General features: G+C 56.4%; 14 protein-coding genes. All 14 read right to left on the reverse strand.

The genetic code is table 11. From position 1 onward, the window contains the following. Positions 1–16 precede the first annotated feature (16 nt). The 14 genes from yjiA to C3406_RS15825 all read right to left on the reverse strand — a co-directional run bounded on the left by yjiA (position 17) and on the right by C3406_RS15825 (position 15,913). Positions 17–970 (reverse strand): GTPase, encoded by a 954-nt coding sequence (gene yjiA / locus C3406_RS15760; RefSeq protein ID WP_103823125.1) that lies wholly within the window; start codon positions 968–970, stop codon positions 17–19. Positions 971–980: 10 nt separating this feature from the next. After that, positions 981–1,184, reverse strand: a complete 204-nt coding sequence (locus C3406_RS15765) for a YbdD/YjiX family protein (protein WP_032616354.1) — start codon at positions 1,182–1,184, stop codon at positions 981–983. A 96-nt stretch (positions 1,185–1,280) separates the two neighbouring features. After that, positions 1,281–3,434, reverse strand: a complete 2,154-nt coding sequence (locus tag C3406_RS15770; RefSeq protein WP_103823126.1) for a carbon starvation CstA family protein — start codon at positions 3,432–3,434, stop codon at positions 1,281–1,283. Between the two features lie 212 nt (positions 3,435–3,646). After that, positions 3,647–3,916, reverse strand: a complete 270-nt coding sequence (locus C3406_RS15775) for a YkgJ family cysteine cluster protein (RefSeq protein ID WP_103823127.1) — start codon at positions 3,914–3,916, stop codon at positions 3,647–3,649. After that, complete coding sequence (locus tag C3406_RS15780) at positions 3,913–5,484, reverse strand: cobalamin adenosyltransferase (protein WP_103823128.1); 1,572 nt, start codon at positions 5,482–5,484, stop codon at positions 3,913–3,915. Before C3406_RS15780 ends, C3406_RS15775 begins: the two co-directional genes overlap by 4 nt. A 46-nt stretch (positions 5,485–5,530) precedes the next feature. Continuing rightward, positions 5,531–6,613, reverse strand: coding sequence for a chemotaxis protein (locus C3406_RS15785; RefSeq protein ID WP_103823129.1), 1,083 nt, complete (start codon positions 6,611–6,613; stop codon positions 5,531–5,533). A 43-nt stretch (positions 6,614–6,656) separates the two neighbouring features. Then, on the reverse strand, positions 6,657–7,556 hold the full coding sequence (locus tag C3406_RS15790; RefSeq protein WP_103826479.1) for a helix-turn-helix transcriptional regulator: 900 nt from the start codon (positions 7,554–7,556) through the stop codon (positions 6,657–6,659). A gap of 204 nt (positions 7,557–7,760) precedes the next feature. Further along, positions 7,761–9,008, reverse strand: coding sequence for a capsule biosynthesis protein (locus tag C3406_RS15795; RefSeq protein WP_103823131.1), 1,248 nt, complete (start codon positions 9,006–9,008; stop codon positions 7,761–7,763). 88 nt (positions 9,009–9,096) lie between these two features. After that, positions 9,097–11,100 carry a capsular polysaccharide biosynthesis protein gene (locus C3406_RS15800; RefSeq protein WP_103823132.1) on the reverse strand — a complete coding sequence of 668 codons (2,004 nt, stop codon included), beginning with the start codon at positions 11,098–11,100 and terminating at the stop codon, positions 9,097–9,099. A 50-nt stretch (positions 11,101–11,150) separates the two neighbouring features. Continuing rightward, positions 11,151–11,699: a dTDP-4-dehydrorhamnose 3,5-epimerase gene (gene rfbC / locus C3406_RS15805; RefSeq protein WP_103823133.1), complete on the reverse strand. Its 549-nt coding sequence runs from the start codon at positions 11,697–11,699 to the stop codon at positions 11,151–11,153. Between the two features lie 52 nt (positions 11,700–11,751). Next, positions 11,752–12,624, reverse strand: coding sequence for a glucose-1-phosphate thymidylyltransferase RfbA (rfbA, locus tag C3406_RS15810; RefSeq protein WP_032175614.1), 873 nt, complete (start codon positions 12,622–12,624; stop codon positions 11,752–11,754). A gap of 147 nt (positions 12,625–12,771) precedes the next feature. Continuing rightward, a complete protein-coding gene (rfbD, locus tag C3406_RS15815; protein WP_103823134.1) occupies positions 12,772–13,659 on the reverse strand; it encodes a dTDP-4-dehydrorhamnose reductase in 888 nt (295 codons plus the stop codon). Continuing rightward, positions 13,659–14,744, reverse strand: a complete 1,086-nt coding sequence (rfbB, locus tag C3406_RS15820; protein ID WP_103823135.1) for a dTDP-glucose 4,6-dehydratase — start codon at positions 14,742–14,744, stop codon at positions 13,659–13,661. Before rfbB ends, rfbD begins: the two co-directional genes overlap by 1 nt. Before the next feature lie 146 nt (positions 14,745–14,890). After that, positions 14,891–15,913, reverse strand: a complete 1,023-nt coding sequence (locus C3406_RS15825; protein WP_103823136.1) for a glycosyltransferase family protein — start codon at positions 15,911–15,913, stop codon at positions 14,891–14,893. Positions 15,914–15,948: the final 35 nt, after the last annotated feature.

Here is a 15,948-nt window from a genome sequence, read left to right on the forward strand (position 1 = left end):
GAAGCGCCATCAGGCGTTACTTCCGTAATCCCGCAAACCCTGCGCGAATCTCTTCTTCTGGCAGTTCAATGCCAATAAATACCATGACGCTGTGCGGCTGCTCGTCGCCCCAGGGGCGATCCCAGTCGGCGCTGTAGAGGCGCTGTACGCCCTGGAACAGCAGGCGATTCGGTTCGCCGTCGATCCACAGCATCCCTTTGTAGCGCAGCAGTTTGTCGGCAAACGACAGCAGCAGGTTCTCCATTACCCGGGAGACTTCGCTGATATCCACCGGATAATCCAGCTCCACCACAATCGACGCCACGTCGTTCTGCTTGTCCGCCATAAAATGGAAGCGCGGTTTAGTGGTGACATTCTCTTCCAGCATAAAGCCGTTGGTGTTGAACAGCTGAGACAGGTCGATATCGCCATGGGTGACGGTATAGATAGGGGCCCGGGAGTTGATGCGCATCAGGCGCTCGCGCAGTTTTTCACTGTCGCCCGCCACGTCGGTTTTGGTCAGCAGGATGCGGTCGGCGTAGCCCACCTGCGACTGGGCGATGGTGAACTGGTTCATCTGCTCGTCGGCGTGGACCGCATCGACCAGGGCGATCACGCCGTCCAGCAAATAGCGCTGGCAGAGGATCTCATGGGAGAAAAAGGTTTGAATAATCGGGCCGGGGTCGGCCATGCCGGTGCACTCAATCACCAGGCGGTCGAAGTCGATCTCACCGCGATCGCGGCTGTCGAGCAGGTCGAGCAGGGCATCTTCGAGTTCGTTGGAGCGGGTGCAGCAGATGCAGCCGTTGGTCAGGGTTTTGATCTGGGTGGCGCGATCGCCAATGAGCTGGTCGTCCACCGAGACTTCACCGAACTCGTTTTCGATAACGGCGATTTTAAAGCCGTGCTGTTCGTTGAGGATGTGACGCAGCAGGGTGGTTTTGCCCGCGCCGAGAAAGCCGGTGAGTAGGGTAACTGCAATCGGTGTCATGGTTTCTCCTTCAGCAGCAGCGTACGCCGCCTTCTCCTCCTCCGCCGTAGCGCGCTTCCTGACGCTCGCGGAAGAATTCGTTGTAGGTCATGTACGGCTTATCCGGATGGTTGGTCTTCATATGCTCAACGTAGTTGTCATAGTCCGGAATGCCAATCAGCATTTTCGCTGCCTGACCGAGATATTTTTTTGCTTCGCCTAAGTTACCAAACATTGTGCCATCCAGATAGAAAAAGCCCGGTGGCGCTACGTTTACCGGGCCTACAGTACCGTTGTAGGGCGGGTCAGCGCAGCGCCACCCGCCATTGTTTTAGTGGTGTGAAGAGGTCTTCACGCCGCCTTCCGGCACCGGTACGTACGGCGTCTCTTTATCGGTACGCCCCTCGGCGTTACGCACTTTCATCCAGGTTTTGATGCCGTAGAAGATGATGCTGTAGACCACCACCAGGAACAGAATGCTCAGACCCGCGTTGGTGTAGTTGTTCACCACGATATGGTTCATGTTGGCAATCTGCTGGGCAGTCAGCTCACTGCCGCCTGCGGCAATCTTCTCTTTGTACTGGTTAGCCATAAAGAAGAAGCCTTCCAGCTGCGGGTTGGAGCTGAACAGTTTCAGACCCAGCGCCCAGGTGGTGCAGAGCAGCAGCCACAGAGCAGGTACCACGGTCACCCAGATGTATTTGGTGCGCTTCATCTTCACCAGTACCACGGTGCCGAGCACCAGGGCAACAGCCGCCAGCATCTGGTTAGAGATACCGAACAGCGGCCACAGGCTCTTCACGCCGCCCAGTGGGTCGACTACGCCCTGATACAGCAGATAACCCCACAGACCTACGCAACCCGCGGTTCCCAGTACGCCCGCTACCAGCGAGTCGGTTTTCTTCAGGAACGGCACGAAGTTACCCAGCAGATCCTGGAGCATAAAGCGGCCTGCACGGGTACCGGCATCCAGCGCGGTGAGGATGAACAGCGCTTCGAACAGAATACCGAAGTGGTACCAGAAGCCCATGTCCGCCCATGGCAGCACTTTGTGGAACACGTGGGCGATACCGACCGCCAGGGTTGGTGCGCCACCGGCACGGTTCAGCACCGAAGGTTCGCCGATGTCTTTGGCTGTCTGCATGATCTGCTCAGGGGAGATCACAAAGCCCCAGGAGCTAACGGTCGCCGCCGCGTGGGCGCTTACGTCTTTCAGCTGCGCCATGATCAGCGCCGCGTTGTCACCGCCCATCTCATGCAGGTTCGGCATGGTAATGCCCAGGCCCGCTGGTGGGGTGTTCATCGCGAAGTAGAGACCCGGCTCGATGATGGACGCCGCCACCAGGGCCATGACCGCCACGAAGGATTCCATCAGCATTGCGCCGTAACCGATAAAGCGCGCGTCGGTTTCGTTCGCCAGCAGTTTTGGCGTAGTACCGGAGGCGATCAGGGCGTGGAAGCCAGAGACCGCACCACAGGCAATGGTGATAAACAGGAACGGGAACAGCGCACCTTTCCACAGTGGACCGGTACCGTCGATGTACTGGGTCACCGCAGGCATTTTCAACTCAGGGTTGATGATCACAATGCCGATCGCCAGACCGACGATCACGCCGATTTTCAGGAAGGTCGCCAGGTAATCGCGCGGTGCCAGAATCAGCCATACCGGCAGCAGGGCGGAGATAAGGGCGTAACCAATCAGCGCAAAGGTGATGGTGGTGTCTTTAAAGGTCAGCGCCGGGCCCCAGTACGGGTCGTGGGCAATCACGCCGCCGAAGTAGATGGAGGCCACCAGCAGCACAATACCAATCACCGACACTTCGCCCACGCGGCCCGGACGCAGGAATCGCATGTAGATCCCCATGAACAGCGCAATCGGCACGGTAGAGCAGACAGTGAAGACGCCCCACGGACTTTCCGCCAGCGCTTTCACCACGATCAGCGCCAGCACCGCAAGGATGATGATCATGATCAGGAAGCAGCCGAACAGAGCGATAGTGCCAGGGACGCGGCCCATCTCTTCTTTAATCATCTCACCCAGAGAGGCACCGTTACGGCGAGAAGAGATAAACAGCACCATAAAGTCCTGCACCGCACCCGCCAGCACCACGCCCGCCAGCAGCCACAGAGTACCCGGCAGGTAGCCCATCTGCGCCGCCAGGACCGGCCCAACCAGCGGACCCGCGCCTGCGATGGCCGCAAAGTGGTGACCAAACAGCACATAGCGGTTGGTTGGCACGTAGTTCAGGCCGTCATTGTTAATGACCGCCGGGGTGGCGCGCGTCGGGTCGAGTTTCATGACCTTTTGCGCAATGTAGAGACTGTAGTAGCGGTACGCCACCAGATAGACCGACACGGAGGCCACGACGATCCACAGGGCGCTGATGTGCTCGCCGCGACGCAGGGCGACGACGGCAAGGCAACATGCCCCGAGTATCCCAAGCAGCAGCCAGGGGACGTGCTTAAGTAGTTTTTTGATATCCATAATAAGACCTGGTTTTTAGATGAAAAAAGCGTCAGGGTTCGCTGTAGAGAGAGTGATTAATGCTACGGCGATCTTGCCAGAGCCTTGCGCGTGTAAAGGAAGGTAAATCGGTGAGTGGTTGTATGGCGGGATGAGCGGTCAACTGCGAGGGCGAGTGGTTCAGGCTCGCCGTCAGAGGAGGGGATTGTGTGAAGGAGATCACGAACCAGGGGTTAGTCCAGGGTTTCCAGTACCTTGCAGGCGATCTGGTTCAGGGCAATGAACTCGCTCCAGCTGTACTGCTGCTGATAATTCAGCACAAACTGTTTTTCCACCTGGCAAATAAGGGGGCGGGTTTCATAGATGCTGCACAATTTTGTCTCTATGCAGTAGTGGCGGCAAACGCCGTCGCCACGGTCGAGAAATCGGGTCTCATCAGCCCGGTTCACGTGGCGGCAGCAGGCGCCGCACTGATTGCAGGGAAACGCCGGGGCCAGAATCATAGTGATTTTAGCCAGTCGTTGACCGAGGCAAGGTTCCCTGCCTCGAAGGGCAGTTCGATGTTGCGTTTTTCGATCTCCTGACGCAGCAAGAACTCCCGTTCCAGCTCGGTGTTGACCAGCGTCAGGTGGTGGGAGAAAGACGCAAGCTCATCGGCATTCATCGAAAACTCAAGGGCTGCCAGCTCTTTCAGATAGCGGTCCAGTTCGACGTTTACTTTCTCGTAATAGGCTATCCCGCGCTGGAACTTATCCTGGAAACGGTCCAGAAACGCCCAGACGCTTTTCATCATGCTGCTATGCTCCAGAAAATAGTGCATCACCAGCGTGAGCAGGCCGGTCGCCAGTGCGCCGCAAAATGCCGCCAGCTCCGGGCCGAAGGGGAAGGCGAAGAGAGTTGAAAGATGTTCATTGATAATGACGCCCGCAGCAACTGCCACGCCAGCGGAAATGATTTTACTGACGGCTTTCATCAGCTCACCTGGCGCCAGGTTTTGCGGGTTAAAGACCATCACTTTCCACGCCTGTACCAGGTTATTCCACATCTCACGGATCAGCCTCACCGCCATTTTTTGCGTAGTGAAGACGATATTCATCAGCGTGGTTGTCACGGTAGAGAGCACGCCGCCGATAGCTCCCTCTTTAAAGGCGATAAGGAATTCGCTGAACCTGAAACGGATACGCTCCCATACGGCGCGAAGTGCATCGCCCAGATCGCCCGCAAAATCGCTGGCCTGGAAGCGCTCGCGATGGCGTTGGTAAATGGCCGGAATGCGGTCGCGAAATTCGAACCACACCTCTGCCAGCACCAGGCCAAGCATCTGGCGAGTGCCCATTTTGAAGCCGTTAGCCAGCGATGCCTGTGAAATATTCAGGGCAAATTTACTGCTGGTGTAGTACGCCTGGTTTAACGTGGCATTGTAGCGAGCGCGGGCCTTCTCATCTGCCTCACGCATCTTATCAAAATCGGCGCTGGCTTTATTTTCCAGCTTTTTCAGGCGCTTTTGTTCCTGCTCCGTAAGCGCCGGTTTGCTTTTCAGTTCGGCAATCTCGGTTGTTGTCGCCTGATATTGCTCCTGTAACACCTTAATAAACTCGCTCATCGGTTTGGCTTTTTTGGCTTTGTTGAGCGATTCGTTAGTGAAGGTCAGGTTGCTGGCATCATTCGCAAGGTCAGCGCCGTCCATCTCCGCTAAAATGCGTCCGGCATCGTGGTGAATTTCATTGGCCGCAATGATGTGGTCAAGGTTAGTTACTCCATCGGCGGCGAAGGTTGCGCCGGTATAGCTGTCTTGTAGATCTCCCGCCTGGCGCTGTTTTTTGCCCTCGCGGTTGGTATCTATGTAGTTTTTATGATGATGATAGAGGGTGGAGTTATAGGCTTCGCGTTGTTCATAACGCTGGCGCTCTGCTTCGGTGCCATAAATGTTTTGCCGGACATTATGGAGAGTATTTACATCGCCACCGGTTTTGTCTTCAAAGAGTAAAAAATCGAGTCCGAAAGAGGTGGTCAGGCTTTTCACGACCGTGGTGTGTAACTCTGATCCCCAGTCGAAGGTTGTTGTGCTCATGATAACGTTCCCTGAATAAGTTCGCCGGGCGGAGCCCGGCAATAAGTTAGGCTTTCGCTAAAAAGCGAACATACTCCTGGTCTGAGGTTTCCAGGGCCTTATCCAGCGCCTGTTTGTTCAACACGTTGATGCCGTTTTCATCCACTTCCAGCTCAATAACGCCCTCGTCATTGATAACCGCCTCGTTCTGGGCGTTGGTCACCGGTTTGAACAGTGGGGTGGTGATGACATCGGTCATGATGGCGGCGAGCATGTACCCGTTTTGAATCGCCCGCAGGACGGATTCCGGTTCATTAATCTCTTTCTGCCCTGCCGTGATTTTTTGATGGGTTGCTTTCAGGATGTCAAAATAGTCAGCGAAGGTGTCGTGCATGCGTACCAACGCGTGGTAAATGTTATCGACGTAGTGGTTCACATTTGCCAGATGCGCTTCAGCCTGATCCATCTGCGTGATGGCCTTGCGCACCTTACGCGCCATCTCCTGGGCATTTTCCAGCGCCTTCTCAGCATGATTGTTGTAGGCCCAGCCCATAATAGCTATCAGCGGGGCCACTACAGCGCCTCCCAGCACCATTGCACCGCCGGCCATTCCCCAGCCGCCAGCCGCCAGCGATCCGCCACCGATCGCAGCCATCGTGGCATTATAGGCAGCGGCGCCAGAGAGGGCGGCAATCGGCGTTCCGGTAGAGGCCGCCGCAAATGCCATCACCCCGCTGTAGACGGCAAACCCCGCTGCGGCACCAGAAGTACCTGCCCCAATGACAGTACCCAAAAACTCCGTCGCGGAAATAGAGAGTTTTTCAATCTGATTCAGACGATGCTGGGGAACCTGTACATTCAGATCTGTCTGTCCCTCTCTGGCCATTTTCTCTAACAGCGCTTTAGCGATGGTATTGAATTCCTTAAATTCAGTACCAATTTGCAGTTCTTTCTCGCCCAGGCGTTCAAGCTTCTGTGAAGAGAGAGTATTAGCCGCCTCGAAAGTCTCCTTACGATTATCAAACCGTTCCTGTGCGCCATCGAAAATATCGTTAGCTTCGGATTTTTTTTGGTAGCCGTCGTACGCTTTTTTCCCGCCAAAGGCGGTCGCCGCTGCCGCAACGCCCAGAATGATAAAAGGTAATGCCATCTGTATTTCTCCGTTGTGTGTCGTCTGTAATGCAACGTCCGTCTTAATCCACAGACTCAGGGGTCGCTGCCAGGTAATCATGTAAAGTTTTAAAGAACGTGGCCTTCAGCCATGCCGGTTCCAGCACCTCGATGTTAGGCAGCCAGTAGAAGAGCAGCGGCAGGATCTGGTTTTCATGTGCGGCATGGCAGCGCAGGGTGATGCCGTTTTTATCTTCCGCCAGAATTTCCTGGCCGGGCAGCAGATCGCGGCGTTTAAAATAGTGCGCAATGGTGGTGGGAATAAGCACATCCACTTCGAATGTTTCTTCGCTGACCCACGGGTCGGGATTTTTTTCCAGTAATTCGAGGGTGTCGTTATCTGGCGTGAAGGTTTCGCTGCGAATATCTAGCCACTGAATAAGGCTTAAAGAAAACGATTTCAATCTGCCGCCTTCGGTGGCTTGTAAATACCATATATTTTTTTTGTTAATTACTTTATAAGGGTTAACCTGTCGCGATTTTCCTTTATAGAGGATCTGGCAAATCTGCTGGCCCTTAATCGCCTTCTCAAAGGCCGTAAGCTGCGCGTGAATATCCCATTTTTCTTTTCGTTCGGCCTCGTTACCGAGGATCATAATATGGTTTTCCTCCACCCGTGACTCCAGTTTCTGCCAGAATTCACGGCCTTTATCAGGAAAATAGTTATCCACATTCAGGAAGTTAGCAATGACGTGATGCAGCCCCGGGCCGGTGTGTCCCTGCGGGGAATGAATAAGCCGGTACAGCCCGTTTCCGGTGTACTCCACAATCGGCGAGAGTGCATTCAGATCGCGATAGACGGTGCGCTCAGTAATATTAAATTTATGCATCAATGCCTGGCGGTTAACCACGCCGTGTAAATGAAGCTCCAGCAGAATATCTACCAACCTTTCAGCCGAGCGACTCCTGGTCGGAATTGTCATATAGCTTTCCCGTGATCTAAAACATTGCTGTGAATTACGCCGGTGCGGGCTGACAAAATATGTCAGTGCAAAAAACGGCGTGAAAATTTGTCTTAGGTTATAACGGCTAGATTAGGGATAAACATTAGTTATTTTTACAACGAGGGGATAAAAGCGAGGGGCAGATCGGATCCGCCGGGGCAATCTCCCCGGCGGAGTGGTGAATTAGCGTTCGAGTTCGGAATCGGTAATAGAATCCGGCAGGGGGAGTTCGGTCGGGACGTTAAGCCAGTCGGACTTACCGTAAAACACGGCGTTGATCTGCGTGTTGTAGAGCAGGTGGGTACGAAAACGCTGGAACAGCTGTTTGTCAGGCGCGAAATCCGTTTGCCAGAACTGGTTCAACGGCCCCTGCCAGGTTAAGCCTTCGATGTCATACAGCGCTTTGCCCATCACTTTGAGCGGCTTGTTGTGGATCAGCGCCGACAGCCCCGCAGTGCTGTTAACGGTGATCACCCCCCGGGTGTGGGTCAGCAGGGCGGGCAGGGAGAGATCGTGGATATAGATCACCCGGTCTGTCGTAATGCCGTACTTCTCGCACAGCGTATTAATCAGCACGCCATAATAGCGGTGACCACGATCCATCGGGTGATGCTTGAACACCAGATGGTGTTCTTTCGGCGCATGGCGGGCGAACGAGCGGATCACGGTTTCGATATAGTCACGCACATCTTTATACGGGCTGTGGTGAATGATCTGGCTGTCGTTGTAGACCTGCAAAATTGCCAGGTAGTACGCGTTGTCCAGCGTTTCGGTGATATGGCTCAGCATGTGGCGCTGCTTCCAGCGATACCACAGCTTGCGGCGGCCGGCACGGACCCAGCAGCGCATCTCATACCACGGGGAGAATGACTTGTGGTGGCGGTAGCCGCGATAGCGATGGCGACCAAACCAGCCCGCCGCGTAATAAAGCATGGCGTGGGCGGCACGGTTAAAGGCGCTGGGCTTCCACGGCGTCGGGGTTTTCAGCTCCGGCAGCGGCTGCTCGCGATAGTATTTCGCATCGATGGGCATTGAGGAGAAGGCGTTCACGCCGCCTTTTTCCAGGGTGATATAAAATGGCCGGAAATACCCCTCCTCAAAGGCGAGAAAGTCGATGGCTTTACCGCGCGCCCACTTCTTCGCTTCGACATGCATCGGGCGGCAATCCCCGAAACAGACGATGGTGTCGAAGGCGTACTCTTTGTGCAGATCGCGCAGCCAGAAGGCAAAATTTTTCACCGGGCCGGTGTAGTGCAGCGACGTCTCTTTTGCGGCATACCAGGCGTCTCCGGCATTAAAGCAGACCTGCTTCACTTCGCGGTGGCTGTGCTGCAGCCAGGTCGCCAGACGTGCAAAGCAGGGGCCCATCGGTCCTTGTAATAAAAGATATCGGCGGCCATTTAATAAATGGCGTATGGCTTGCTCTTCCATTTCTTTTCCCAGATCCGTTCCGTTGATGAGACAGGTGATTAACGGCTTGATGACCGCTTTTCTTTAATACATCAGGATAAATCGTTCGCTAGCGAAGCGTCTGCGCGAGATAGCTCAGTTTTAACTGCCAGCGCTGCCAGCGGCTGGCTTTTTGCGATGAGGAGTTACCCTGCGCGGCCAGCTGGCGGATCAACTGCTCCGGGCTCATCCACAGCCCGCTCTGCCAGTCGATATAGCGCGGATAGGCCACCAGGGTCAGGTAGATCAGCGCCGCCAGTGGCAGAGGGCGCTGACGACGCGGGGCAGGATGTCTGTCTTCGGTCAGCCCCCAGCCGCTGTAGAACGGCTGGCCCCAGGTGGTGACGTTCACCCCCTGCACCAGCGCTTCAAAGCCGCTCAGCGACGTCATGGTGTGCAGCTCATCCACATGGGGATAGAGACTGGTCAGGCCGAGATCCAGCACCTGGCTGTCGACGCAGTGGGCCAGACATTCGGCAGAGATAGCCCCGGCCCGGTTGCCCGCCACCACGTCCGGGTGCGGTTTAAAGAGGATGTGCGCCTCCGGTCTGGCGTCACGTACCGCCCATAGCAGCGCTTCGTTGCTGCGGATCACCGGGCTGCCGGTGAGGATCGAGGCATCGCCATCCACCTGGCCCACCACCAGCACCAGCGAACGGCCATCAGCAGGTGGGGTGAACGGTTTGACGGTGCCAACGTTATATTTGCTCACCCCATGCTGGCGGAGCAGACCCACCAGCGTCTCGCCGCGAGCCAGCTCCTGGTCGGTAAGCTCATGCTGATTAAGCAACTGCTCCAGTCTGCTTGGACGGCGACTGTCGAAGTAGATCCCTACCGGGTCGATGGAGAGTGACGAAGGGCGGCACAGGTTCGAACCCAACCCCCGGGAGCGGATAAAACCATCTTCCACCCGGATGGCGTTCTGGCGTTCAGGATGGCGGCTGCCCCACACCAGCACCTGCTCGTCGGGGGCCAGCGTTTCAGGCAGCTTGCGCACAAAGCGCAGCTCTTCGGCCAGCGGCTGGCAGAAGGCGCGCATAAAGGCGCGCTTCCACAGCGAGAAGCCCACCATATAGAGGCGGCGATAGCGCGGGGCGGGATTCTGCTGACCGGCAATAATGTCGAGCACCTGCTCCACTTCGCAGCGCTGGCCCAGGATCGGGTCCAGATAGCGCGGGTAGAGGATTAGCGCCGCCGCCACCAGCTGGGGCAGGGCGATCGGCCCCTGACGGCGCGGGCAGGTTTTGCTGTCGTGGGTCAGCCCCCAGCCCGCGTAAAACGGCATGCCGAAGCAGTAAACCGCTTTCCCGAGCAGCAGCGCTTCAAAGCCCATCTGGGAGGAGACGGTATAAACCGCCTCTACGCTATTCAGCAGGGCGTGGGGATGGCAGTGTTCGGCCACTACCTCCACGTCGTCCAGCGCCAGCCGCGCCAGCACGCCGCTTTTTTTACCCAGCCGGGTATCCGGGTGAGTACGCAGCAGCAGGCGGGCATCGGGGTGATTACGGCGGGCCGCCGCCACCATTGCGACAAAATCCTCTTCGCTTGCCAGCGCACCAGGAATGGAGAGATCCCCTGCCACCTGGTCAATCAGCAGCACTTTAGGGCGCGGGTCGCTATGCAGGCGGGCCGTCAGCGTATCCGGCAGGCCGCTATCTGCGGTATAGCAGTTGTACTTGGTGATGCCGAGACGCAGTAGTTCAGCTGTGAGCGCTTCGGCACGCGCCAGCATGCTGTCATCGCAGGGGGTCGCGATCAGCTCTTCAAGGCGGCTCGGCTGGCGGGCATCGTAGTAAATTCCCACAGGATCGGCGATCAGGGAGACGGCTTTGCCTCCCCGGGCGGGATGACCAATATACCCGATAAAGCCATCCTCAAGCTGCCAGTACGGCAGGCCGAGATCGTGGGCTTTTTGTTTGATTTGGCGGGTGTTGGCTTTTTGGCCCCAGCCGACCAGGACATCGTCTTGCGCCAGTTCTGTGTTGGCTTTAAAGGCGTGTAACGGGCGGCCCAGCATCGGCTCAAGCTGCGCTTTTCGGGCCAGGATCCCGGCTGAACCTGTATAGAATGTCATGTGCGCTCTGTGCATCAGAAAACGCCCCGCGTCACTGCGGGGCGTGGGACTCAGAAGTACTCTGCGTCAGGGAAGGATTTGGCAACGCTGTCTTTGGCGGAGGTGAGGATCTCGCTGTCGATCTCTGGCCAGGTAATACCAATGGTCTCATCGTTCCAGCGGATGCCGCGGTCGCTCTCTGGCGCGTAGTAGTTGGTGGTTTTATACAGGAATTCCGCGGTGTCGCTCAGGGTCATAAAGCCGTGGGCGAAACCTTCCGGGATCCACAGCTGGCGCTTGTTCTCGCCAGACAGATGTACGCCCACCCACTGACCAAAGGTCGGGGAGCTTTTACGGATATCCACCGCCACGTCGAAGACTTCACCGGCCACACAGCGCACCAGTTTGCCCTGCGCATGCGGCGCCAGCTGGTAGTGCAGGCCACGCAGAACGCCTTTTGAGGATTTGGAGTGGTTGTCCTGCACGAAGTTTACGCTGCGGCCAATGGCGGCTTCGAACTGCTTGTGGTTAAAGCTTTCGAAGAAGAAGCCACGGTCATCGCCAAACACTTTTGGCTCAAAGATAAAGACGTCGGGGATTGCGGTCTGAATTACGTTCATGATTACGGCCTGATTGATAAATGGGGCATGACGCCCCAGGTGTTAATGGTGACTACTTGAGCATTTTCAGCAGATATTGCCCGTAAGCATTCTTCGCCAGCGGCGCAGCTAACTTGCGCACCTGGTCGGCATCGATAAACTTCAGACGGTAAGCAATCTCTTCAGGACAGGCCACTTTCAGCCCCTGACGGGTTTCGATGGTCTGGATGAAGTTGCTGGCCTCAATCAGGCTCTCATGGGTGCCGGTATCAAGCCAGGCATAACCACGACCCATCATGGCGACCGACAGATCGCCCTGCTCAAGGTAGATGCGGTTCACGTCGGTGATTTCCAGCTCGCCGCGCGGGGACGGTTTCAGGCTTTTGGCAATCTCAACCACGCGGTTGTCATAGAAGTAGAGACCAGTTACCGCATAGTTGCTCTTCGGTTCCAGCGGTTTCTCTTCCAGGGAGATCGCGGTGCCTTCACGGTCGAACTCCACCACGCCATAACGCTCAGGATCGTGTACATGATAGGCAAAGACGGTAGCGCCCGCAGGTTTGGCTGCGGCGGCTTCCAGCTGTTTTTGCAGGTCGTGGCCGTAGAAGATATTGTCGCCCAGCACCAGCGCGCAGTCGTCGCCGCCGATAAACTCTTCGCCGAGGATAAATGCCTGTGCCAGGCCGTCCGGGCTTGGCTGCACTTTATACTGCAGGTTCAGGCCCCACTGGCTGCCGTCGCCCAGCAGTTGCTCAAAGCGCGGCGTATCCTGCGGGGTGCTGATGATCAGGATGTCGCGGATACCGGCCAGCATCAGGGTGCTCAGCGGGTAGTAGATCATCGGCTTGTCGTAGATTGGCAGCAGCTGTTTGCTCACCGCCATGGTGACCGGATAGAGACGAGTCCCTGACCCACCGGCCAGAATAATACCTTTACGCTTGTTCATAATTCTTCATTTCTTCTGTTTTGCTCCGGATGACGTCGAACCGCCACCCGGCATCTGTTTGATTGCTGTAGAGGGAGCTAAACGTGCCGCTCCCTGACAAAGGTCCGTGTCGATAAAACAAGGCATGCATAGCATACCCGGATGCATTTACTTTCCAAGAATTTCGGCAAGCATGCGATCGACGCCGATGGTCCAGTCCGGCAGCGTCAGCCCGAAGGTGCGCTGGAACTTGCTGGTATCGAGGCGTGAGTTATGCGGACGTTTCGCCGGCGTTGGGAACGCGCTGGTCGGCACTGCATTCACCTGGTTGACCGCCAGCTCAACGCCTGCCGCCCGTGCAGTCGCGAAGACCCGCTGGGCATACTCGAACCAGGTGGTGGTGCCGGAGGCGATCAGATGATAAAGACCGGCGACCTCCGGTTTATCCTGGGCGATACGGATCGCATGCGCCGTGCAGTCGGCCAGCAGCTCTGCTCCGGTCGGCGCGCCAAACTGATCGTTGATCACCGACATTTCGCTGCGCTCTTTGCCAAAGCGCAGCATGGTTTTGGCAAAGTTAGCGCCACGGGCGGCGTAGACCCAGCTGGTGCGGAAGATCAGGTGACGGGAGCAGAGCGCAGCCGCCTGCTCGCCTGCCAGCTTGGTTTCACCGTAGACGTTCAGCGGCGCGGTCTGGTCTGTCTCGACCCAGGGTTTTTCACCGCTGCCATCGAAGACGTAGTCGGTGGAGTAGTGTACCAGCCAGGCGCCCAGCGCCTCGGCTTCTTTGGCGATAGCGGCAACGCTTGTGGCATTGAGCAGCTCGGCAAAGTCGCGCTCGCTCTCGGCTTTATCCACCGCAGTATGGGCGGCGGCATTGACGATCACGTCCGGCTTCAACAGACGCACGGTTTCAGCCACGCCTTCCGGGTTACTGAAATCACCGCAGTAGTCGGTGGAGTCAAAATCCACCGCCGTAATACGACCCAGCGGCAACAGCGCGCGCTGCAGCTCCCAGCCCACCTGGCCATTTTTGCCGAACAGCAGAATATGCATCAGTTACGCTCCTGATAGTTCTTTGCGATCCAGTCCTGATAACTGCCGCTTTTCACGTTGTTAACCCACTGCTGGTTATCCAGAAACCACTGCACGGTTTTGCGGATACCGGACTCGAAAGTCTCCTGCGGCTGCCAGTTCAGCTCGTGGCTCATTTTGCTGGCATCGATCGCGTAGCGACGGTCGTGGCCCGGGCGGTCAGTCACGTAGGTGATCTGGTCGCGGTAGGAACCGGCCTTCGGCACCATCTCGTCGAGCAGGTCGCAGATGGTGTGGACCACCTCCAGGTTCTGCTTCTCGTTGTGGCCGCCGATGTTGTAAGTCTCGCCCACCACGCCGGTAGTAACCACGGTGTAGAGCGCACGGGCGTGATCTTCCACGTACAGCCAGTCGCGGATCTGATCGCCTTTGCCGTAGATGGGCAGCGCTTTGCCGTCCAGCGCATTGAGGATCACCAGTGGGATCAGCTTCTCAGGGAAGTGATACGGGCCGTAGTTGTTGGAGCAGTTGGTGACGATGGTCGGCAGACCATAGGTACGACGCCACGCGCGCACCAGGTGGTCGCTGGAGGCTTTCGACGCCGAGTACGGGCTGCTTGGCGCGTATGGGGTGGTTTCGGTAAAGAGCGGCAGCTCACTACCTGCGCTCACTTCATCCGGGTGCGGCAGGTCGCCATAGACTTCGTCAGTGGAGATGTGGTGGAAACGGAACGCCTGTTTGCGGGCTTCATCCAGCTCGCTCCAGTAAGCGCGAGCCGCTTCCAGCAGCGTGTAGGTGCCGACGATATTGGTTTCGATAAAATCGGCCGGGCCGGTAATGGAGCGATCCACATGGCTCTCGGCGGCCAGATGCATCACCGCATCCGGTTGATGGGTGGCAAAGACCCGATCCAGCTCTGCACGATTGCAGATATCCACCTGTTCGAAGGCGTAACGGTCGCTCGCTGCGACCTCGGCCAGCGATTCCAGATTGCCCGCGTAGGTAAGCTTATCAAGGTTGATCACCGCATCCTGCGTATCCCGGATGATATGGCGAACAACAGCAGAACCGATAAAACCGGCTCCACCGGTTACAAGGATTTTCATAAGCGATTTTTACTTTTTCTATTGGATGAAATGGTCACCAGAACACAGTCTCTGCTATCCGTTCAGACCGTGTTTTAGCGGCAGGCCGTCTGAAATACAATGCCTGTTACAGGGTGGAAATGATTATTTCCCTTGTCGTCCCGTTTTTAACTGATTAACGAGTACGAGTATTCCTTTGCATTATTCGCCAGCGTCTGACGTTTTTGCCCGGAATTCACCAGTAGCGCCAGGGTATCGATCCACTTCTGCGGATCGTTATTCAGCAGCACGCCGTTGATATTTTGTTCAATAAAGTCACTGTAGGGCGCGCAGTTGCTGTAAACCCCCACTGCGCCCATGCGAACGAAATCATAAAATTTTACCGGCCCGCGCGCCATATTAAATTCTGACGCCAGTAGCGGCGCCAGACCGATATCGATGCGGTGGTGCTGGGTGTAATCCAGATAGTTCTGCCAGCTCATGGGATGCAGTACCGTCACGCGCGGCAGATCGCGATAGAGCTTATAGATTTCGTGTTCGCCAAAGATTTCGAAGCTGGCCTGTGGACACTGTGCCAGCACGTTTTCTACTATTTCACGCAGCCAGTACTTTTCGGCCTGATGTGAACTTGAACCGTGGTAGGCAATTTTTACCGGCTGTTTAACCGCCAGCAGCCGCGGCGTGGGCTGGGCAGACACCACATCGGGGTTGAGGTGGGCATATTTACTGGCCAGGTAGGGCGTCGACACCCAGATGCTGTCACAGTGCGAAGTGATCCAGCGGTGCTGGGCTGCAGAACGACGAATGATCTTTGTCCGGTAGGCTTTGGGTAGCGCCCCTAACGCGGACGGATCAAACAGATCGTCATCCATGAAGTAGACCACCTGGGAGAGATCGTCGATGTTGCGCGCAATTTCGCGCTGCCACTCGGCGGAGATAAAGCGGATGACCACAATGGCCGTTCCTTTATCCACTTCGATAGCGGGCGTGGTTAAGGTATCCATCAGCTGACAGGCCGCGCCGGGAAAGCGACTCCGGATGGCCGCTTCAAAATAGGCTAGCGTCGGTGAATTCCCTTCATGCAGAATCAACAGGGAGCGGCACTCCCAGCTGCCAGCATGTGTCTCGCTGCTTTGCTTATTCAACTTCAGATACGGTTTAAAGAGTGCCTTTCTGATTAGTTCGTCCATGTTCAGATTACCAAGACATGCTGCGAGCTATAAAT

The organism is Leclercia sp. LSNIH8, assembly GCF_002920195.1.
Taxonomy (GTDB): Bacteria; Pseudomonadota; Gammaproteobacteria; order Enterobacterales; family Enterobacteriaceae; genus Enterobacter.

What these genes read in the sequence shown, in the direction of transcription:
- rfbA (WP_032175614.1), bottom strand. Translation starts at nt 12,624, where the DNA reads ATGAACAAGCGTAAAGGTATTATTCTGGCCGGTGGGTCAGGGACTCGT.
- C3406_RS15795 (WP_103823131.1), bottom strand. Translation starts at nt 9,008, where the DNA reads ATGGAAGAGCAAGCCATACGCCATTTATTAAATGGCCGCCGATATCTT.
- rfbC (WP_103823133.1), bottom strand. Translation starts at nt 11,699, where the DNA reads ATGAACGTAATTCAGACCGCAATCCCCGACGTCTTTATCTTTGAGCCA.
- C3406_RS15800 (WP_103823132.1), bottom strand. Translation starts at nt 11,100, where the DNA reads ATGACATTCTATACAGGTTCAGCCGGGATCCTGGCCCGAAAAGCGCAG.
- C3406_RS15765 (WP_032616354.1), bottom strand. Translation starts at nt 1,184, where the DNA reads ATGTTTGGTAACTTAGGCGAAGCAAAAAAATATCTCGGTCAGGCAGCG.
- rfbB (WP_103823135.1), bottom strand. Translation starts at nt 14,744, where the DNA reads ATGAAAATCCTTGTAACCGGTGGAGCCGGTTTTATCGGTTCTGCTGTT.
- C3406_RS15780 (WP_103823128.1), bottom strand. Translation starts at nt 5,484, where the DNA reads ATGAGCACAACAACCTTCGACTGGGGATCAGAGTTACACACCACGGTC.
- C3406_RS15775 (WP_103823127.1), bottom strand. Translation starts at nt 3,916, where the DNA reads ATGATTCTGGCCCCGGCGTTTCCCTGCAATCAGTGCGGCGCCTGCTGC.
- C3406_RS15825 (WP_103823136.1), bottom strand. Translation starts at nt 15,913, where the DNA reads ATGGACGAACTAATCAGAAAGGCACTCTTTAAACCGTATCTGAAGTTG.
- yjiA (WP_103823125.1), bottom strand. Translation starts at nt 970, where the DNA reads ATGACACCGATTGCAGTTACCCTACTCACCGGCTTTCTCGGCGCGGGC.
- C3406_RS15785 (WP_103823129.1), bottom strand. Translation starts at nt 6,613, where the DNA reads ATGGCATTACCTTTTATCATTCTGGGCGTTGCGGCAGCGGCGACCGCC.
- C3406_RS15790 (WP_103826479.1), bottom strand. Translation starts at nt 7,556, where the DNA reads ATGACAATTCCGACCAGGAGTCGCTCGGCTGAAAGGTTGGTAGATATT.
- C3406_RS15770 (WP_103823126.1), bottom strand. Translation starts at nt 3,434, where the DNA reads ATGGATATCAAAAAACTACTTAAGCACGTCCCCTGGCTGCTGCTTGGG.
- rfbD (WP_103823134.1), bottom strand. Translation starts at nt 13,659, where the DNA reads ATGCATATTCTGCTGTTCGGCAAAAATGGCCAGGTGGGCTGGGAGCTG.